The organism is Nonomuraea dietziae, assembly GCF_014195505.1.
In the GTDB taxonomy this organism is placed as follows: Bacteria; Actinomycetota; Actinomycetes; order Streptosporangiales; family Streptosporangiaceae; genus Nonomuraea; species Nonomuraea roseola.
Map to the genome: position 1 here is coordinate 5,456,247 of NZ_JACIBV010000001.1, position 17,966 is coordinate 5,474,212.

At 69.3% G+C, this 17,966-nt stretch carries 19 protein-coding genes and 1 pseudogene; 13 read left to right on the forward strand and 7 right to left on the reverse strand.

From position 1 onward, the window contains the following. Positions 1–113 precede the first annotated feature (113 nt). Entirely contained in the window at positions 114–599 is a 486-nt protein-coding gene (locus FHR33_RS26040; RefSeq protein ID WP_183652792.1) for a hypothetical protein, read from the forward strand. A 105-nt stretch (positions 600–704) separates the two neighbouring features. Here the strand turns inward: FHR33_RS26040 and FHR33_RS26045 are convergent, their stop codons facing one another. The 4 genes and pseudogenes from FHR33_RS26045 to FHR33_RS26060 all read right to left on the reverse strand — a co-directional run bounded on the left by FHR33_RS26045 (position 705) and on the right by FHR33_RS26060 (position 4,735). Then, positions 705–920 carry a hypothetical protein gene (locus FHR33_RS26045; RefSeq protein ID WP_183652795.1) on the reverse strand — a complete coding sequence of 72 codons (216 nt, stop codon included), beginning with the start codon at positions 918–920 and terminating at the stop codon, positions 705–707. 69 nt (positions 921–989) lie between these two features. Beyond that, complete coding sequence (locus tag FHR33_RS26050; RefSeq protein WP_183652798.1) at positions 990–2,567, reverse strand: TROVE domain-containing protein; 1,578 nt, start codon at positions 2,565–2,567, stop codon at positions 990–992. A 428-nt stretch (positions 2,568–2,995) separates the two neighbouring features. Beyond that, entirely contained in the window at positions 2,996–4,084 is a 1,089-nt protein-coding gene (locus tag FHR33_RS26055) for a HAMP domain-containing sensor histidine kinase (protein ID WP_183652800.1), read from the reverse strand. Then, positions 4,081–4,735: pseudogene (locus FHR33_RS26060) on the reverse strand (response regulator transcription factor). The gene FHR33_RS26055 and the pseudogene FHR33_RS26060 overlap by 4 nt, the downstream one beginning before the upstream one ends. A gap of 87 nt (positions 4,736–4,822) precedes the next feature. Between FHR33_RS26060 and FHR33_RS26065 the strand changes: the two are divergent. The 3 genes from FHR33_RS26065 to FHR33_RS26075 all read left to right on the forward strand — a co-directional run bounded on the left by FHR33_RS26065 (position 4,823) and on the right by FHR33_RS26075 (position 7,773). Then, positions 4,823–6,181 (forward strand): S41 family peptidase, encoded by a 1,359-nt coding sequence (locus FHR33_RS26065; RefSeq protein WP_183652802.1) that lies wholly within the window; start codon positions 4,823–4,825, stop codon positions 6,179–6,181. A gap of 308 nt (positions 6,182–6,489) precedes the next feature. Further along, a complete protein-coding gene (locus tag FHR33_RS26070) occupies positions 6,490–7,386 on the forward strand; it encodes a phospholipase D-like domain-containing protein (RefSeq protein WP_183652804.1) in 897 nt (298 codons plus the stop codon). A gap of 24 nt (positions 7,387–7,410) precedes the next feature. Beyond that, positions 7,411–7,773 carry a hypothetical protein gene (locus FHR33_RS26075; protein ID WP_183652806.1) on the forward strand — a complete coding sequence of 121 codons (363 nt, stop codon included), beginning with the start codon at positions 7,411–7,413 and terminating at the stop codon, positions 7,771–7,773. Between the two features lie 60 nt (positions 7,774–7,833). Here FHR33_RS26075 and FHR33_RS26080 read toward each other — a convergent pair whose 3' ends face one another. Beyond that, positions 7,834–8,385, reverse strand: a complete 552-nt coding sequence (locus FHR33_RS26080) for a TetR family transcriptional regulator (protein ID WP_183652808.1) — start codon at positions 8,383–8,385, stop codon at positions 7,834–7,836. Between the two features lie 57 nt (positions 8,386–8,442). Here FHR33_RS26080 and FHR33_RS26085 point away from each other — a divergent pair, with 57 nt between their 5' ends. The 6 genes from FHR33_RS26085 (at position 8,443) to FHR33_RS26110 (ending at position 13,681) form a co-directional block, all read left to right on the forward strand. After that, complete coding sequence (locus FHR33_RS26085; RefSeq protein ID WP_183652811.1) at positions 8,443–10,215, forward strand: MDR family MFS transporter; 1,773 nt, start codon at positions 8,443–8,445, stop codon at positions 10,213–10,215. After that, positions 10,212–10,586 (forward strand): hypothetical protein, encoded by a 375-nt coding sequence (locus tag FHR33_RS26090; protein WP_183652814.1) that lies wholly within the window; start codon positions 10,212–10,214, stop codon positions 10,584–10,586. Before FHR33_RS26085 ends, FHR33_RS26090 begins: the two co-directional genes overlap by 4 nt. Beyond that, positions 10,583–10,828: a hypothetical protein gene (locus tag FHR33_RS26095; RefSeq protein ID WP_183652817.1), complete on the forward strand. Its 246-nt coding sequence runs from the start codon at positions 10,583–10,585 to the stop codon at positions 10,826–10,828. Before FHR33_RS26090 ends, FHR33_RS26095 begins: the two co-directional genes overlap by 4 nt. 237 nt (positions 10,829–11,065) lie before the next feature. Beyond that, positions 11,066–11,797: a M15 family metallopeptidase gene (locus FHR33_RS26100; RefSeq protein ID WP_312895725.1), complete on the forward strand. Its 732-nt coding sequence runs from the start codon at positions 11,066–11,068 to the stop codon at positions 11,795–11,797. 214 nt (positions 11,798–12,011) lie between these two features. Further along, the gene (locus FHR33_RS26105) at positions 12,012–12,569 is read left to right on the forward strand and encodes a hypothetical protein (RefSeq protein ID WP_183652818.1); all 558 of its coding nucleotides are present in this window, start codon (positions 12,012–12,014) and stop codon (positions 12,567–12,569) included. A gap of 434 nt (positions 12,570–13,003) precedes the next feature. Beyond that, positions 13,004–13,681, forward strand: a complete 678-nt coding sequence (locus tag FHR33_RS26110) for a DUF4386 domain-containing protein (RefSeq protein ID WP_183652821.1) — start codon at positions 13,004–13,006, stop codon at positions 13,679–13,681. A gap of 51 nt (positions 13,682–13,732) precedes the next feature. On the opposite strand, the gene FHR33_RS26115 is transcribed toward FHR33_RS26110, so the two are convergent. Continuing rightward, a complete protein-coding gene (locus FHR33_RS26115) occupies positions 13,733–14,677 on the reverse strand; it encodes a hypothetical protein (protein WP_312895726.1) in 945 nt (314 codons plus the stop codon). A 63-nt stretch (positions 14,678–14,740) separates the two neighbouring features. Here FHR33_RS26115 and FHR33_RS26120 point away from each other — a divergent pair, with 63 nt between their 5' ends. After that, positions 14,741–16,114 carry an aminotransferase-like domain-containing protein gene (locus tag FHR33_RS26120; RefSeq protein WP_183652824.1) on the forward strand — a complete coding sequence of 458 codons (1,374 nt, stop codon included), beginning with the start codon at positions 14,741–14,743 and terminating at the stop codon, positions 16,112–16,114. Positions 16,115–16,133: 19 nt separating this feature from the next. Here the strand turns inward: FHR33_RS26120 and FHR33_RS26125 are convergent, their stop codons facing one another. Beyond that, positions 16,134–16,529, reverse strand: coding sequence for a hypothetical protein (locus FHR33_RS26125; protein ID WP_183652826.1), 396 nt, complete (start codon positions 16,527–16,529; stop codon positions 16,134–16,136). Between the two features lie 323 nt (positions 16,530–16,852). Here FHR33_RS26125 and FHR33_RS26130 point away from each other — a divergent pair, with 323 nt between their 5' ends. Both FHR33_RS26130 and FHR33_RS26135 read left to right on the forward strand, forming a co-directional pair. Continuing rightward, positions 16,853–17,200: an STAS domain-containing protein gene (locus FHR33_RS26130; protein WP_183652828.1), complete on the forward strand. Its 348-nt coding sequence runs from the start codon at positions 16,853–16,855 to the stop codon at positions 17,198–17,200. Continuing rightward, positions 17,197–17,913, forward strand: coding sequence for a glycosyltransferase family 2 protein (locus FHR33_RS26135; RefSeq protein ID WP_183652830.1), 717 nt, complete (start codon positions 17,197–17,199; stop codon positions 17,911–17,913). Before FHR33_RS26130 ends, FHR33_RS26135 begins: the two co-directional genes overlap by 4 nt. Positions 17,914–17,966 lie beyond the last annotated feature (53 nt).

The window sequence follows — 17,966 nt, forward strand, 5'->3', positions numbered from 1 at the left end:
AGGGTGCCTTTCGGTCCGGGTGGGCGAACACCCGTACTTACCGGACCTCGCGCAAAAGGTTCATGACGGGCGACCGCCGTCCTGCCAGGCGCTGCCCTGAGTACGTTGTCCTCGTGACGGAGACACGGGCCACGGGCTACGACGGCCTTTCCTCCCGCCTCGTCCCTGAGGCCGAGCTGCGGGAATTCCTGCTGGACTGCTTCGGCGTCGCCGAGCACGAGGTGTTCGTCGGCCACGCCGACCGGGTCGCCGAGGACCTGCGCGAGGTCCCGCAGGACGTGGTCTTCGCCGCCTTCTGCACCTACCAGCAGGTCCACGGCCATTTCGCGATGCGCTTCGACGTCGGCATCGAGGGACGTCTCGCCGACCGGGTGGGCCGGGGTGAGTTCGCCGCGAGGTTCGCCGCGCACTTCGGCGCCTACGTGCTGCACGGCACCACCGAACCGCCAGGGCTGTGGACGGTGACCCTGGCGGACGGCAGCCGTCTTCGCGCCGCGATGGAAGAGGAAGACGACCGGTCCGTGCTCCACACGGCCACAGCGCCGATCCCTGGCCTGCCCGAGATCCGCGTGGACGAGGGCCTCTGGCGGATCCGATGAGCCCTCGTCAGCGGCCACCTGCCACGGCTTATCGCCAGGTGTGGCTGCAGACCTCCCAGCGCACCACGTAGGCGCGAGCGAACGGTTCGTCGAGGGCGGGGTGGATCATCGACGCCTCAGGCCGTACATCGCCCTCATCGTGTGGAGCCGGTCTCGTGTGGCCTGGTCTTCGGGGCAGGGCGGGATGCCGACCTCGATCCGGTCCAGTACGGAGACCCCGTCCTCGGCGACCCTGGCCTCCACCCACGGGCGCCAGATGGGCTCCAGCTTCCGCCTACGGCGCCCGCACTTAGCGAAGAAGTCGTCCACAGCCTGTTCCATGCGTCTACTCCTCGTGTGGCGTTCGACATCATCATCGCGGCGAGAACTGCGAGTGACTCGACTCGCCGGTCAGAACGGCCAGTCGGCGTTGCGGCCCGCCTCCAGCAGGGGAATCAGCTTGAAGGTGGCGTCGGAGAAGCCGCCGAGTTCGTGCCTGTTCCCCGACCCGGCAGGCATGGCCGCGTGCTGGTAGCCGGCCAGGTTGAAGCCGTACATCGGGATGTGCTTCGGTGCCGCGTCGGTGACGTCGCCGCCGTAGCCGTTCATGGTCTGCATGTCCGACAGGATGATGACCCGGTCGTGGCCGTCGTAGGTACGGCGGACCGACTCGGCGATCTGCGTGCCGTGTCCGACCTCGCCGCTGCGCCCCACGAACCGGTTGAGCTCCTTCAGCACCGAGGCGCCCTTGCCGAGGTCGTGCTTGAACACTCTGTCGGCGAAGCCGTACAGGTCGGCTCCCCCCTTGGAGGCCAGGACGACGCCGAACAGGGCGGCGGCCTGCGCAGGCGTGACCGACGACCGGCCGGAGACGCGGCTGCCCGTCATCGAGGCGGAGGTGTCCACCAGGATGAGGGTGCGGCCCTCGAACGCCGGGACGTTGCCCGTGGCCAGGCTCAGCGCCTTGTCGAGGGCGTGGCCCCACCGCAGGGAGGGCGCGCTGAGGTAGGCGGAGTAGAACCGGAACGGCAGCTGCCGCGACCGCGCCACCTCCTCAGGGTTGCTCAGCTTGGCGGCGATCTGGCTCGCGACCTCGTCGGAGACCCCCGCTTCGTCGAAGTTGCGGAGGTTTTTGAGCAGCGCCATGAAGCCCATGGACGGGATGATCGCCTCCCACGCGCCCTTGCCCATCGGCCCCTGCAGCCACCCGGCGAGCGCCTCCCACGTCATGCCGGCAGCCGCGAGACGCTCGGTCTCGGCGGCGAGGACGGCGTGACGCGCCTCCACCGGCATCGCCATGAGCCGCTCGCGTTCGATCAGCGTCGACAGCTGCGTCGGGACGGGCTTGTCGCGGTCGTGACGGCGGTCCAGGGCGTGCTCGAACAGGGCGCCCTGCCACGGCTTACCGGCGTCGGGGGACGGGTGGACGAAGTCGATGACGTCGCCGAACCGCCAGCCGCGCGAGCTGGTGTCGTACTTGAGCAGGTTGCGCTCGTTGTACAGCCGCTGGACGGCGTCGGCGATGCCGCGCTTGACCGGCTTGGGTACGGCGCGGCCGTACCGCGAGGTCCAGTAGGCGAGCGCCTCGCCCGGCTCGTCGGCCCGCTGGAGGACGCCGCCGACGAGCTGACGGTTCAGGCCCTGCTCCCCCGCGCCGAGGCGCGCCTTGACCGCCTCCAGAGCCGCGACGAGCGGCGCGGAACGCATGTTGGCCTCCGAGCGCAGCCACGGCAGGAAGCGCGCCAGCCACTCCACGTCCTCGACCGCGACCTGGTGGACGAGACGGCGGAAGCGGTCATCGCGGTCGCCGGCCTTCTCGTAGAAGGTGTTCTCGCCGACCATGTTGGAGACCGCGAGAAGGAACAGTTCGCTCTTGACGTCGCGCACGTAGCCGGGAGCGCCCTCGTGGGTGCGTCCCGAGGGTGTCGCCTCGGTCGTGACCGGGCTGAACACCGCAGGCTTGCTGGTCGTGCTGTTGAACTTCGCCATGACGCGGCGAGGCCCCTCTCGTGGTTCGGTCGAGAGGGGCCTCGTTCGAAAGTCGCGCCCGAGATCGAAGTCGACGAAGGTGACTGTTCGTGCGCTCTGCCGACTGAGCTACACAAGCCCGAAGCCTGTGACGGGACTTGAACCCGCGACCTCACCCTCCCAAAGGAAGTAACCCTCATCTGCGCACCGGGCGCGCCCTGAAGTTGTATCCCTCCCGAGATCAAGGTCGGCGGCAGTGTTGCGGGTATCGAGCCCGCCACCCGCAGGGTGTTCGCCAAAGAAGTAACTGCTGCCATCGCACCGGGAAGGTGCATGTCAAGTTGTGAGCTTCAGAGATCGAGTGGCGCCGGGTCGTTTCATGTGGCAGATGAAGGAACCGGTGCTTTCGCGCCTGAAGCGATTCCCACGGTACAGATCAGCATGACGCGTCACACCTGAATATCGGCGTATGAGGGGCGATGCGTCGCGAAATCCACGACGACCTCCAATCCGCCCCCCGGATTGGGGCTCGCCCGTACCTCGGCCTCGTGTGCCTTCGCGATCGACGAGACGATCGACAACCCCAGCCCGGCGCCCTGCTCCCGTGTCGTATGGAGGCGTCTGAAGGGCTCGAAGAGGTCGCCGAACCGCTCCCTCGGCACCTCCGGGCCGGTGTTCGCGACCGTCAGAACGCCGTGGGTGAGCGTCATCTCGACGGTTCCGCCTGGATGGTTGTAGCGGACCGCGTTGTCGACAAGGTTGGTGACGAGCCGGTTCAGCAGGACGGGGTCCCCCTCGACGACGAACGGTTCGATCCGCGTGGTCAGGGTGACGTCGTCCGAGCCTGCCTCGGCCAGGACCAGCCGTACGACCTGGTCCAGGGCGACCGGAACCCTGTTCTCCAGGCCGTGTTCCGCCTGGGCCAGGACCAGCAGGGCGTCGATGAGGCTCTCCGTGCGGCGGTTGTGGAGCAGGAGCTTGTCGCGGATCTCGCCGACGTCCTCGGGCAGGCCGATCTCGATCGCCGCTCGTTGGACGGCCAGCGGGGTCCGCAGCTCGTGGGACGCGTTCGCGATGAACCGCCGCTGCCCCTCGACGGAGCGTTCGAGGCGGTCGAGCATCGCGTCGAAGGTGTCGGCCAGCTCCTTCAGCTCGTCCTTCGGCCCGACGAGCGCGATGCGTTCGTGCAAGGTCGAGAGGGACAGTCGCTGCGCGGTGGCGGTGATCCGGTGGATGGGCCGCAGGATCCGGCCGGCGACCAGCCAGCCGACGACCACCGACACCAGCGCGAGGATCCCGACCGTCAGCGCGGTCACCCCCCACTGGTAGCTGATCACCTCGTCGACCAGCTCGGGCAGCCGAGGCGGCCGATCGTTCGCCACCCCTGGCAGCGGCGCCACCGGCGCCACGGGGAGCCCCGCGATGCGCCTGTCCAGCGCCTGGCTCAGCAGCAGGTTGACCGTGACCAGCAGGATGACGGAGGTCAGCAGGAACAGTCCGGAGTAGATCAGCGTGAGCCGTACCCGGACCGTCGTCACAGCAGGTATCCCGCGCCGGGAACCGTCCGGATGCACGGCGGGTCGCCCAGCTTCGCCCGTAAGCGGCTGACCACGACCCGTACCACCGTCGTGAAGGGGTCGGCGTTCTCGTCCCATGCCTCTTCGAGCAGCCGTTCCGCGCTCACGACCGCGCCGTCCGCCCTCATCAGCACGTCGAGGACGGCGAACTCCTTGAGTGACAGGTGCAGATGCCGCCCGTCCCGCGACGCCTGCAGCCGGTGCGTGTCGAGCACGATGCCGTGCCGCCGCAGCTTCAGGGGGTATCCGCGACCGGCTGCGCCGCCCCAGCGCCTGCACGCGGGCGACCAGCTCGGCGTAGTCGAACGGTTTGGGCAGGTAGTCGTCGGCCCCCATCCCGAGGCCGGCGACCCGCTCAGGCACCGACGTCGCCGCCGTCATCATGAGGATCCGCGTACGGCTCCCGCGCGCCACCAGCTCACGGCACACATGGTCGCCGTGCATCTCGGGCAGGTCCCGATCCAGCACGAGAACGTCGTAGTCGTGCACCGCCAGCCGCTCCACCGCGGCGGCCCCGTCGTAGACCACGTCGACGGCCATGGCGTGGCGGCGCAGCCCCAGCGCCACGAGATCGGCCAGGTCGTGTTCGTCCTCCGCCACCAGAACCCGCATGCCGACGTTCGTACCCGAATCGCGGTAACAGCGGCGTTAACGGATCCGTTAACGACGGCGCAATCGCCTTCCGGCCACGCTGCGGTCATGATCAGAGCTCTCTGCGCCGCCGTCCTGCTGACGGCCTGCTCCCTGTCCGCGGCCGCGCCCACGCCCGCGCCGGCCCCGACCTCCCCGCCGAAGGCCGCGACCCTCCCGGGCGGGAACTGCACCGCCATGACGGCGCCACCGCCGCAGTCGGCGCCGCCGACATCGGTGAACACGCTCCGGCAGGCGTACTTCTGCGTGCTGGACAACTACTACAGCGGCCCCGCCATGGACCCCAAGGCGCTGCTGAAGAGCGCCCTCGCCGCCTACACCCAGGACCTGATGCGACGCGGCGCCGACCGGGCCGACCTCCAGCTGCCCGCCCTGACAGGCAACCGCGACACCGACTGGGCCGCCTTCGCGAAGGTCCTCGGCACCGGCGACCCCGCCGCGCTACGAGCCGCGATCACCGGCATGGTCGCGGGGCTGCACGACAACCACGCCCGCTGGGTCAGGCCGGCCCCGCCGCCGCAGGGCGGGCCAACCGGAACGGGCATCGTGGGCGTGTCGGCCGAGCAGGGACCGCAGCTCGACCCCGCGGCCCGGCCGCCGCTGTTCATCACCCGCGTTCTGCCCGGTAGCCCCGCCGCCAAGGCCGGCATCAGAGCCGGTGACATCATCGTCAAGGTCAACGGCGTGCCGGCGTTCATCGGGGACACAGTGAATCAGGGCATCCTCGACGCCTTCGCCTCCGGCACGGTACGGCTCACGCTCAAGCGCCCCACGACGGGACGGACCCGCACCGTCGAGCTCAAGGAGGGCCCCGTCACGCGGCCGCCCCAGGTGGCGACCTCGAAGAGGCTCGGCGACGGCGTCGCCTACGTCCAACTGCCCGGATTCTTCGAAGGCGCCGCCGACCAGGTCATCGCCAAGCTGCAGGGTAAGCCGAAGGCGGTGGTCCTCGACCTGCGCGGCAATGGCGGCGGATCGCCTCGCGAGGTGACGCGGCTGCTCGGCGCGTTCGCGCACGGCAAGGTCACCAGCTACTTCTGCCCGCTCGAAGGCGACTGCGCGCCCAACAGGACCGACGACAGCGTCCCGCTGCTCGGCCTGCGCCTGGTCGTCCTCACCGACCGCGGGTGCGCCTCGGCCTGCGAGGACTTCAGCGCGGCCGTCAAGGGCCACGGCCTGGGCACCCTCGTCGGGACCCGCACCGCCGGAGCCGTCTCAGGTCCGTCGGACGGGTACCTCCTCGACGACGGCAGCGTTCTGCTGCTGCCCAAGGTCCGGCACCTCGGGCCCGCCCGCGAGATCATCGACACGATCGGCGTCCCGGTCGACCACCACGCCCCCATGACCGCCCTCGACCTGGCCACCGGGCGCGATCCCGGCGTGGCCAAGGCGCTCTCTCTGCTGTAGCCCCGCCGTGATCCTTGAAGGCGACGGCGCGTGATGACACGCTGACGCCATGGCAGCATTCGGTGGCGGCAAGATCGAGGCCTTCGTCGGACCGACCGAGCTCGGTGCGGCTGACGACCTCGAGCAGGTGATCATCGACTTCATCGGCGGGGCGAAGCACTCGCTGGACATCGCGGTGCAGGAGCTCGACTCCGAACCCATCGCCCAGGCCATCCTGGACGCGCGCTTCCGGGGCGTGAGCGTCCGCATGGTGCTGGAGCAGGACTACCTGCAGTCGGCCAAGCTGCCGGTGGTCACCGTACGGGCGGGTGAGGACGAGGGCCGCCGCCCGCCGGCGCGTCCAGTGGGGCGAGGAGCCCGGCGCGCGGAGCCTGGAGCCGAATCGCAGGATCGTGGGCGCGCTGCTGCGCTGCAACGTCGATGTGAAGGCCGACTACAACCCGGCGATCTTCCACCAGAAGTTCATCATCCGCGACTACCGCGAGCGCACTCTGCCGAGGTCGGCGATCCTGACGGGGTCGGCGAACTTCACCCAGACCGACTGCCACCGCAACCTCAACCATGTCGTCGTCTTCCACGACGCCCGCATCTGCCGCGAGTACACCACCGAGTTCAACCAGATGCGCGCCGGACACTTCGGCCGCGGCGCCCACGGCAAGGTCCCCGCGGCCTACAACCTCAACGGCATCCCGGTCAAGGTGCTGTTCGCGCCCGACCACGCGCCCGAGCTGGAGATCATGAAGCAGATGCTCAAGGCCACCCAGCGGGTGGATTTCGCGATCTTCACCTTCTCCGGCTCCTCAGGCATCGACGACGCCATGATCGCCCTGGCGGCGGCCAGGCGTACCGTCACCGGCGCCATGGACCCGGGCCAGGGCGCACAGACCTGGGCCGCCACCCACGATCTGGACCGCGCCCACATCGAGCTGTACTTTCCCAAACGCAGCCCCGCCTTCGGCAAGCTGCACCACAAGCTCATGACCATCGACGACGCCGTCGTCATCGCCGGCTCCTTCAACTACACCGCACCGGCCAACAACTACAACGACGAGAACATCTTCGTCATCGGCAGCCCCTACCCCGACCTGCCCAAACGTGAAGGCGGCCCCGTCGACCCCGCCGCCTGCGCCGAGCTGACCCGCTTCTTCCGTGACGAGATCCACCGCATCGAGGCCGCCGGCGAACGCTTCATCGGCGAGGGCTGACGTCGTTCGCCCGACAATGAACGCATGACCCCCGCCCCCGAAGGACCGATCAGCCTCGTAGGCGAGGAGCTGAACACGGTCGCCTTCGTGATGGACTACGTCGAGTTCCACTTCAACGGGCCGAGGCTCCGAGCCCTGACCGACCCGCGTGTGCAGACAGGCCTCCGGACCTGGGTGTTTCCAGGTCCCGGATCAAGAGACGCCCTCTGCGCCCTCATCGGGCGAACGGTCCAGTCCGTCAGCCTTCACCTCGACGAGCACCTCGTCCTCCGCTTCCCCGAGGCCACCCTCACCGTCCCGCTGGACGAAGGCAGTCGTCACGGCCCCGAGGCCGCGCACTTCCACGCGCCCCGCGATGACGGGGCCGACAGCATGTGGATCTGGTAGCCGGCGGGGGACGGGGTCCGCAGGCGTCGGCCGCCTCCTCGCGTCTGGGCGTGTGAACCGTCACTCGCGCCCGCGAAGGCACGCTTCGAAGAGCCCGGTCAGCCGGTCCACGTCCTCCGGGGTGGGGTCGGAGGGCCCGAGCAGTCTGCGGACGGAGCCGACGCCGAGGAAGACCGCCGTGGCCATGCGGGCGCGCGCCATCGCGTCGTCGCCTTCCAGCCGCGCCGCCAGCGGGTTGACCACGGCCGTCCTGAGGCGCTCGCTCAGCAGGGCCTGGATCTCGGGATCGCCCGCCGATCGTTCCAGAGTGCGCAGGATCGGGCTGTCGGGCTCGGCGCGCATCCGCTGCGCCGTGTACTCCCCGAGCCTGCGGGCAAGGCCTTCGAGGTCGCCCTCGAGCACCTGACGGACCGTCGGCTCGCCCGCCAGCACCTCGCCGAACAGCCCCGCCTTGGAGCCGAAGTAGCGCCCGACCAGCGCGATGTTCGCCTCGGCCGCCGCGGCGATCATGCGGACGGTCACCCGTTCGTAGCCGTGCTCGGCGAACAGCGCCCGCGCCGCCGCGAGCAGGCGCTCCCTGGTCGCCTCGCGATCGCGCAGCCGCACCTCCATGGCTGAAGCCTAGCTTCACTTGCCGAGCGGCTAGTAAACGCACGTATACTTCACGGCATGGTACAAAGCAGGCAGTACTCCCACAGAGAGATCCTCGAGATCATGTCGGGGCTGATGCTGGCGATGCTCACCTCGATGATCTCGACCTCCGTGGTGGGTACGGCGCTGCCGACGATCGTGGGCGAGCTCGGCGGCCAGGAGCAGTACTCCTGGGTCGCCTCGGCCACGATGCTCACCATGACCGTGTCGACACCGCTGTGGGGCAAGCTCTCCGACCTGTACGGCAGGAAGCTGCTCTTCCAGGTCTCGCTCGGCCTCTTCGTCGCCGCCTCGCTCGCGGCCGGGCTCTCCCAGGACATGGGCCAGCTCATCGCCGCGCGTGCCGTACAGGGGCTGGGGGTGGGCGGACTGTCGGCGCTGTCGCAGGTGATCCTCGGCGACATCGTGCCCCCGCGCGAGCGGGGGCGCTACTCGGGCTACATGGGCGCGGTCTTCGGCATCTCCACCGTGGCGGGGCCGCTGCTCGGCGGGTTCATCGTCGACGCCGACTGGCTCGGCTGGCGCTGGTGCTTCTACGTGTGCATCCCGTTCGCCGTGCTGGCGTTCGCGGTGATCCAGCGGGTGCTCAAGCTGCCGAAGGTCAAGCGCGACACCTCGATCGACATCTGGGGTGCGACGACCATCACGGCCGGCGCCAGCGCGCTGATGCTGCTGCTGACCCTGGGCGGCCACGAGTTCGCATGGAACTCCTTCTGGAGCTACTTCCTCGGCGCCGTCGCGGTGGTGTCGCTGCTGCTGTCCGTCTTCGCCGAGCGCAGCGCGCGCGACCCGATCCTGCCGCCGAGGCTCTTCCGCAACAAGACGTTCGTGCTGACCAGCCTGGCCTCGCTGTTCGTGGGCGTGGCGATGTTCGGCGCGATGATCTACCTGCCGCAGTACCTGCAGATCGTGAAGGGGATGAGCCCCACCGCGTCGGGTCTGATGACGCTGCCGATGGTGTTCGCGCTGTTCCTGTCCGGCGTGATCTCGGGAAAGATCGTCACCAACACCGGCAAGTGGAAGATCTTCCCCGTGCTCGGCCTGCTGCTGGTGGCCGTCGGCCTGTTCCTGCTGTCGCGCCTGCACGTCGACTCGGAGAAGTGGCTGATCGGCCTGGACGTGGCGGTGCTCGGCGTCGGCCTCGGCCTGTCGATGCAGATGCTCATCCTGGCCGCGCAGAACGGCTCCGAACTGCGCGACATGGCCTCCACCACCTCAGGCGTGTCGTTCTTCAGGTCACTGGGCGGCGCGGTGGGCGTGGCGGCGTTCGGCGCGATCCTGTCCAACCGGCTCAAGGACGAGATGGCCGAGCTCATGAGGGCCGCGCACATCAGCCCCGCGGGCGGCGGAGGCTCGGTCACGCTGGGCAGCCCCACGGCCATCCAACAGCTGCCCGAGCCGATCAGGGGCATCGTGCTGGAGTCCTTCACGCGGGGGCTGGAGACCGTCTTCATGGTCGGCGTGCCGATCGCGCTGCTCGGTTTCGTCGCCGTGCTGTTCCTGAAGGAGTTGCCCCTGCGCGGGAACGTCGAGCCGCCCAAGCAGCCGAGCAAGGACGACCTGGTCCTCGCGGGACTGCTGCTCGAGCTCATCGCCCAGCGCGTCGAACGGGCGAACGGCGAGCCCTCGGCGCTGGTGTCGGCCGTGGCGCGGATGGCGCCCCCCGACGACCTGCCCGAACGCGACAGGGCGAGGGCCGTGGCCACCAGCGTGCTGCGCCCCACCTCGCGCGCCCTGCTGGCGCAGGCCACGCCGGCCGTCAACAGAGTCACCGAAGGAGTCACCCCATGATTCGCACGTTCGTGGGCGCCGTCGCCGCGGTCCTGGCGTTGCTCGCCGGGCTGTGGCTGATGATCGCGCCCTTCGCCCTGGGCACCCAGCCCGAGTCCGCGGACTGGTCCACCTCCACGATCACGGAGTTCTCCACCGGTCTCGGCGTGGCCGTGATCGGTCTGGCAGGCGCGGCGGCCTTCGCCGCCGCCATCTACGAGAACCTCGTCACCAGGGGCCTGGTCACCGTACGGCGGCGCGCGCCCGAGCCCGAGCCCGCCCCCGCGCCCGGACCCACGGGCGCCTCCTCCGCCGAGCTGGCCACCATGCTCGCCCCGCTGGTCGAGGCGTTGCGCGAGGACCTCACCACGACGAACGGACACAGGCGATGAAGACCAAGCTGGGCGTATCCGCCCTCATCCTGCTGTTCGTCGGCGGCCTCTGGCTGGTCGCCGCCCCCTTCGTGGTCGGCTACCAGCCGCGCGGCGAGGAGTGGACCGACGCCACGATCAACGACCTGTGGATCGGCGGCCTGCTCGCCGGAGGCGCCTTCGTCACGCTGGTCGTCTACGCGGCCGACGCGCTGCGCGAGCTGGCCCACCGGGGCCGCCACGCGGTGGACCCCTCCCACTGAGAGCATGCCGTGGAACCGTTGGCCAACCGGCTGCCCGAGGGCCGGTTCGAGACAGGCAAGGACGGCGCGAGCACGCCTCCGTGGCACGAGCGCTCGTACGGCGCGCACGCCGTACGGTTCTGGTGGTCCCATGAGCGTCGCCTTGAGCGTCGCCTTTTGTGCTTCGTCTCACGAACGTCGTCCCATGGGTGTCGCCTCACGAGCGTCGTCCCATGAGAACGGAGTAGGCTTGACCAGGTGAAACGCGCCATCGTAGCCGTGTTGTCGCTGGTCGTCGCCTGCGGCACCAGTCCTGCTCCGACCGCGTCGTCCGACCTCGAGCCGAGCGGCACGGCCACCCCGACGTCCAGCCAGACGCCGACGCCCGCCCCGACGCCGCCGACGCCGACCCCGACGGGCCCGCCCGCCTTCGAGTCGAAGGTGAGCACGCTCAAGCGCGACCAGCTGCCCTACTCGTGGCGGCCGGGCTGCCCCGTCCACTACAGAGACCTGCGCCTGATCACGATGACCTACTGGGGCTTCGACGACAAGGCGCACACCGGCGAGCTCGTGGTGCGCGAGAACGTCACCGACGACATCGTCAGCGTCTTCCAGCGGCTGTACCGCTGGCGTTACCCGATCAAGAGCATGAAGCTCGTGGACGTCTTCAAGGGCAGCGACTTCGACTCGATCGACGCCGACAACACCTCGGCCTTCAACTGCCGCCAGGCGACGGGCTCGGGCAGCTGGTCCAAGCACGCCTACGGCGAGGCCGTCGACCTCAACCCGCGCGAGAACCCGTACGTCACCGCCTCGGGCGACACCGCCCACACCAACGCCCGCAGGTTCACCGAACGCCCTCTCGACAGGCCGGGCGTCATCAATCCCGGGGACCGCGTGGTGAAGGCCTTCGCCGCCGTCGGCTGGGAATGGGGCGGCTCCTGGTCAGGCACCAAGGACTACCAGCACTTCAGCAAGGGCGGCGGCTGACACCCCCTCTGGAGCTGAGGATCACGGACCCCACGGTGACCACGTGACCGCCGTGCTCATTCGCGAGCCGCGCTCAGAGTTTCTGGCCGAACCGTGGGCACAGCTGGACCCCTGCCGCCTGCGACTCGTCTGGGGACACCGGGCGAGATCACAGGAACTGTCAGCCCGTCTGACTGACTGTCGGCGTGGCCTATCTGATCGCTAAGGTGACGTCGTGATCAGCAAGCCGCCCGGGTGGCCGTTAATCACGGCGTTCTCTCTCGCGGCGCTCGTGTGCCTGTGGTGGGCCAGTGGGCCGTCCTTGTACGTCGAGCTGTTCCTCTGGGCGTTCATCGCGGGTGGCTTGCTCTACCTGCTGTGGATCATGCGGGCCATCCCCGCGCTGATAGCTGACGTCAACGCGGTATCCGCGCATTTGCTCCGCTGGTTGATGCCATGGATCATCGCCGGCTCCACCGTCGCGGCGATCACCGCCGACGTCCCATTCCTCGTACGGTTCACGCTGTCGCACTCCGCCCTGACCGACCACGCCCAGACCGTGGCTCGAAGCGGCACCTACTCCCACGAATGCCGACTGGTCGGCCTCTACCCCGTCTGCTGGTCAGAGGCAACGCCTGGTGGCGGAGCGCGATTCAGCGTCGATGACTGGCTGGTACGCACATCGGCAGGTTTCGTATGGAGCCCGGCCGGCCAGATGCCCGAGGACGACGTGGAGCGGCTCGATCCGATCGTCGGCCCCTGGCACGCATGGTCGGGCTGGGACGAGTGGTGATCAACCGGCCTCGTCTCCGGCCCAGCCGCGCCTTGTCCACCAGGCACGCATGCTCGGCTCCGCTGCCACTTCTCCACCAGATCCCGTCGCTCCTCCCCTGACCGCCGCTCGAGGCCTGGCGTTGGGGGCTCCATCGCGCCGAAGACGGCGTCGGGGTCCCGTGAAGGGTCGCGTCCTTGCGAAGGGGCGATACAGCGACGTGGCCTCGACGCGGAGCAGCTCTGTGCCTCGCACGCTGACCGCCGTGCCGCCACCCTCCAAGACGACGACACCCCCGCCGTCTCCATCACGCGCCGCCCGCTGAGCGGTGGGCGGGGCGCCGACGCTCCGGGCACAAACCTCGTACTTGTCGCAGAGCCGTTGCAGCCTTACGAGTGTAAGGGTATTGTCCTTACAGGTGTAAGAGAGATGTCGCCATCTACGGGCAAGGCGTGATGAACACACACAGGCGAGCCACCGCAATCGCGGGCGCACTGGTCATCGTGGGCATGATCGCCGGCGTGCTGAGTGTTGTTCCCGTTATCGAGGACCCCCGCTATCTCGAGCTCATCTCTGCGCATGAGAGCCAGGTCATCGTCGGCGCAGTTTCGCAGTTCATCATGATCCCCGCCTATGTCGGGTTCGCGCTGTACCTGTATCCGCTACTACGGATGGAGAACGAAGCGCTCAGTCTGGGCTTCCTTGGGTTCAGACTGATCGCGGCGACGTTCCACCTCATAGGCGTGATCTCCCTGCCCTTGTTTCTGGTGCTGGGTCAGGAATTCACCCAGGCCGACGCCTTGGGCGCATCCCACCTGGAGACCTTGGGTGAGCTGCTGCGGACGGCACGCGACCTGGTCAATCATGTCGCATTGATCATCTCGCTGAGCCTCGGCGATCTGCTGTTCTTCCGCATTCTGTATCGGTCGAGATTCGTGCCTCGCTGGTTGTCCGCGTGGGGATTCATCGGGGCCGGAACAGCCATGCTGGCGAGCTTCCTGGTGCTGTTTCGTCTGGCTGATGTCGTCGCGCTTCCCTACCTGGCCCTCAACGCACCACTGGCCCTCCAGAGTTTGGTGCTGGCCATATGGCTGATCACAAGAGGTTTCGACACAAAGCCATCGCCTACGTGATCGCCACTCCAAGCCGCGAGGCCGCCACCGAAGGCGGCGGCTGAGCGCTGTTCACTCGCTGCCCGAGGGGAGTGTCCTGAGCGCGACGACCGCGCCCGCCGCGACGAGGGCCGCCAGCGCGCCGCCTGCCAGCAGGGTGGGCCCGTCCGGGTGGAGCAGCGGCTGGCCGCGCAGGGCCTGCCACAACGTGAGCCCCGTGAGGCCGGCGTACCCGGCCGAGGCGACCAGCACCAGGCGGGCGCGCGCGGACTCGGCACGCAGCACCGGGATCCACGCCGCCAGCAGCGCCAGCGCCAGCGCGAGCAGCGGCAGCGCCTGCAGGGCGTGGATGCCGACGAAGTGCGGGATGCGCAGGTCGCCGCCTGTGGTGCTCCATCCGGTGACGGGCATGATCGGCCCGCCGTCGACGACGCCCACGCTGTGCCTGCCGGCGATCCCCGCGAAGGTGCCGTCGCTCATGGACGTCCGCTGCTCCGGCGTCGGCCTGGCCATGAGGAACGCGATGGCCATGCCGGCCAGCGAGATGACCGTCCCCGCGCGAAGCGCCCAGGTGACCGCGGCGTCGCCGATCCGGCGGCGCATCACGAAGAAGGCCAGGACCAGGTTCCCGATCCACAGCAGCGTGATCGACACTGCCATGGCGCCCCACAGCACGGCGTCGAGCGGGGTGGCGATGTTGAAGTGGCTCTGGCGTCCGCGCAGCACCTGACCGACGATGATGACGTACTCGATCGCGAGGAGGATGGCGATGGCGGTGGCGGTCCAGCGGGCGAGCCGGGTGCGCGGCAGGTAGGTCATCAGCCAGGCCAGGGTCACCGCGTAGATCACGATGGACACGGCGAACTTGAGAGGCTTCAGCCAGATGGGCGCGCCGACCAGGACGCGGTCGTCGAACACGAGTCCGGCGAGGGAGAGCACGACGAAGGGCGCGGTCACCGCGGCGACGAGCATGAGCGGGCGATGCCACCGCATCGCCCTGCGCAGGGTGGCGTTCACGCTCCGATCATCGAAGTCGCCGCCTCGCGCGGCGAGAGCCAATCCGCCAGAATTGGTTTGCCTATGGAGCCAATCGATCTGCCCGAACGTCTGGGCCAGTGGGCTGCGGGACGTGGCCCGCTGTACCTGCTGCTCGCCTCCGCCCTGCGTCGGCTCATCGACGACGGCGAACTGCCGGGAGGCACGCTGCTGCCGCCCGACCGCGCTCTCGCGGCGACACTGGCCGTCGGGCGCACCACCGTCGTCAACGCCTACGAGCAGCTGCAGGCCGAGGGCAAGATCGTCAGGCGCCAGGGCAGCGGCACTCGCGTGGCCGGACCCACCTCACGACAGGACACGTCCGGCGCGACGCTGCTGAGCCTGGGCTACTCCGCCGACGAGATCATCCAGCTCGTCCTCTCCGCTCCGCCCACCCCGCCGACCGAAGTGATCGACGCGTACGAGCAGGTCGTGCGCCACCTTCCCCAGATCACCGACGATGTCGGTTACCACCCCGCGGGGCATGCCACGTTGCGGCGCGCCATCGCCGACCGATACGACCGGCGCGGGGTGCCCACCGATCCCGGCCAGATCATCGTGACCAACGGCGCCCAGCAGGCGTTGTCACTGCTCGCGCGCGCACTGCTCAAACCCGGCGACCGGGTCGTCGTCGAAGCGTCCACACACCCGGGGGCGCTGGAGGCCTTCCGTGAGGCGGCCGCCCGGCTGCATACGCTGCCGGTCGGACTGCCCGGCCTCGACGCCGCGGCGCGCGACGTCCGCCCGATCGCCGCGTACGCGATTCCGACCGTCCACAACCCGACCGGTACCGTCATGCCGACCCCGGCCCGCAGGCGACTCGTCGACACCGCGGTGGCCGCGGGCATCACGTTGATCGAGGACGAGGCCTTCGCCGACCTCCTGTTCGCGGGTCAGGACCGGCCACCGCCCCTGTGCTCGTACGCGGACTCGGTGATCGCGATCGGCTCGCTGAGCAAGACCGTGTGGGCGGGGCTTCGCACGGGCTGGCTACGCGCGCCGGCACCCGTGATCGCCCAGCTCGTCAGACTCCGCAACCTTCACGACCACGGCAGCAACGTACCGGCGCAGATCGCCGCCTCGTACCTGCTGCCGCGGCTCGACGCGTTGGTGGAACGCCGCGTCGCCGACCTGGAACGCGGACACGACCACCTGCGTGCGCAGGTGGCGCGGCTGATCCCCGACTGGGAGGTGCCGCCGGTCGCGGGCGGCCACACCCTGTGGGCGCGGTTGCCGAAAGGGAACGCCGTCACCTTCGCTCAGGTCGCGCTGCGACACGGCGTCGCGATCTATCCAGGACCGATCTCGGCGGCGCGCGGTGGTGCCGACGATCGCATCCGCATGCACTTCCTCCTCCATCCGGATCAGCTCACCGAAGCCGCGCGACGTCTCGCCGCCGCGTGGTACGCCTACCGCTGACGCCTCAAGCTGAGCCCGCTCAGGCCGACTCGGGGAGCGCCGGAGCCGGGCCGAAGGAGTCGGAGAAGGCGCGGAAGGTCGGGCACGGCCAGCGCCACATGCAACTGCGGCATCGCAGGATCGGATGGGCGTGATCGCTGGTGATGCCGCCCGCGTCGCGCGGCTGGTGCAGGTCCAGCAGTCGCAACCCGAGCTCGGTGAACGTGAGCAGGTCGTCGCGCGCGTCGGCGAGGAAGTCGAGGTCCTCGGTCGAGAGCCGCGTGCGGATGGGGACGAATCCGTCATGGTTGACCAGTCCGCGAAGGCGGCCGGTCTCCTCGCGCCACGAGGCGGCCTTGTCCGCGCGGATCAGCATGGCCTCCAGGTGCTCACGTAGTCGCTGGCGGATGGGGTCCTCGTACAGGTCATCGTTCATCGACTGCTCCCGCGGCGGCCCGGGGCTCGCAGGCCGGAGACGAGTCGTGAGCGAGTGGGTTGCATAGTGTCCTCTCCCTGAGATCAGGCACCGGGCGGGGTGCGGAGGACCTCCAAGCCGGGTATCCCTGCCGGTCAGAGCGACTGACGCGACAGGCATGGAAGCCGTTACCACCTCACCCCTCTCCGGGCCTTGCCGGTTTCACACTGTCAAGCTTCGCGTACTCTGCGTTTTCATGAGGCCGAAACGGGAGACAAAAACCAGACCGGCCCCTATCGGCGTGAGAACGTGACCCAGAGCCCCGACGCCGCTAGCCTGCCCATGTGGAGCTCAAGGTCTCGACTCGATCACATGCCGGCCAGGCCCTCGTGGCGATCGCCGGTGAAATCGACCTCTATACGGCGCCCCGCCTGCAGTCGGAGTTCACTCGACTGCTGCAGGACGGGCCCAGCCGTGTGGTCATAGACATGTCCCAGGTGGATTTCTGCGATTCCACCGGGATGAACGTGCTGCTCTCGGCGCTCAAGCGCGTCAGGGAGCGTGGAGGGCAGCTCGAGGTGGCCGCGCCGCGGCCCGCCGTCAGGAAGATCCTGCAGGTAACAGGCCTCGACTCGGTCTTCACCGTGCACGAGGAAGTGCCTGAGGAGCTGCTGATCTCAGAGGGCTCGTGACGGACACCGCGGTCATCGTCCCCGCCAAGGACGAGGCCGAACGCATCGGCGCCACCGTGACGGCGGCGCTCCAGCTGCCAGGCGTCGATCTCGTCGTGGTCGTCGACGACGGCTCGACCGACCAGACGGGCAGGGTCGCGCGCGCCGCGGGCGCCAGAGTGGTCCGCCACAGCCGCAACCGCGGCAAGGCGAGCGCCATGGAGAGCGGCGCGGAGGCGGTGCGGCTGCTCGACGCCGCCGTGCCCAGACACCTGCTCTTCCTCGACGCCGACCTGGGAGAGACCGCCCGCGCGGCCGCCGGCCTCGTGGAGCCGGTACGCGCAGGCGAGGCCGACATGACCATCGCGGTCTTCGCCACCAGGGTGAAGCTGGGCGGCCACGGCGTCGTGGTCCGTCTCTCGCGCGACGGGATCAGGCGGGCCTCAGGCTTCTCCGCCACCCAGCCCCTGAACGGCCAGCGCTGCCTGACGAGGGAGGCCTTCGAGGCCGCCAGACCCCTCGCTCACGGCTTCGGCGTGGAGACCGGGTTGACCATCGACCTGGTGCGCAAGGGGTTCAGGGTGGTCGAGGTCGAGGTGGAGATGGCCCACCGTGCGACGGGCACCGACTGGCACGCGCAGCTGCACAGAGCACGGCAGCTTCGTGACGTGGCACGGGCCCTGGCCACCCGCGAGCCGGTGATCCGCGACAACCTCGCCAAGCTCAGGTCGTAGTCCATCCGGCCTGGCCGTCGTCCTCTCGGGTGCGGCCTGTCCCCGTGATGTGC

Excerpts from the sequence above, each read along its gene's own strand:
- FHR33_RS26045 (WP_183652795.1), bottom strand. The coding sequence starts at position 920 with ATGGAACAGGCTGTGGACGACTTCTTCGCTAAGTGCGGGCGCCGTAGG.
- FHR33_RS26050 (WP_183652798.1), bottom strand. The coding sequence starts at position 2,567 with ATGGCGAAGTTCAACAGCACGACCAGCAAGCCTGCGGTGTTCAGCCCG.
- FHR33_RS26065 (WP_183652802.1), top strand. The coding sequence starts at position 4,823 with ATGATCAGAGCTCTCTGCGCCGCCGTCCTGCTGACGGCCTGCTCCCTG.
- FHR33_RS26075 (WP_183652806.1), top strand. The coding sequence starts at position 7,411 with ATGACCCCCGCCCCCGAAGGACCGATCAGCCTCGTAGGCGAGGAGCTG.
- FHR33_RS26080 (WP_183652808.1), bottom strand. The coding sequence starts at position 8,385 with ATGGAGGTGCGGCTGCGCGATCGCGAGGCGACCAGGGAGCGCCTGCTC.
- FHR33_RS26085 (WP_183652811.1), top strand. The coding sequence starts at position 8,443 with ATGGTACAAAGCAGGCAGTACTCCCACAGAGAGATCCTCGAGATCATG.
- FHR33_RS26090 (WP_183652814.1), top strand. The coding sequence starts at position 10,212 with ATGATTCGCACGTTCGTGGGCGCCGTCGCCGCGGTCCTGGCGTTGCTC.
- FHR33_RS26095 (WP_183652817.1), top strand. The coding sequence starts at position 10,583 with ATGAAGACCAAGCTGGGCGTATCCGCCCTCATCCTGCTGTTCGTCGGC.
- FHR33_RS26110 (WP_183652821.1), top strand. The coding sequence starts at position 13,004 with ATGAACACACACAGGCGAGCCACCGCAATCGCGGGCGCACTGGTCATC.
- FHR33_RS26120 (WP_183652824.1), top strand. The coding sequence starts at position 14,741 with ATGGAGCCAATCGATCTGCCCGAACGTCTGGGCCAGTGGGCTGCGGGA.
- FHR33_RS26125 (WP_183652826.1), bottom strand. The coding sequence starts at position 16,529 with ATGAACGATGACCTGTACGAGGACCCCATCCGCCAGCGACTACGTGAG.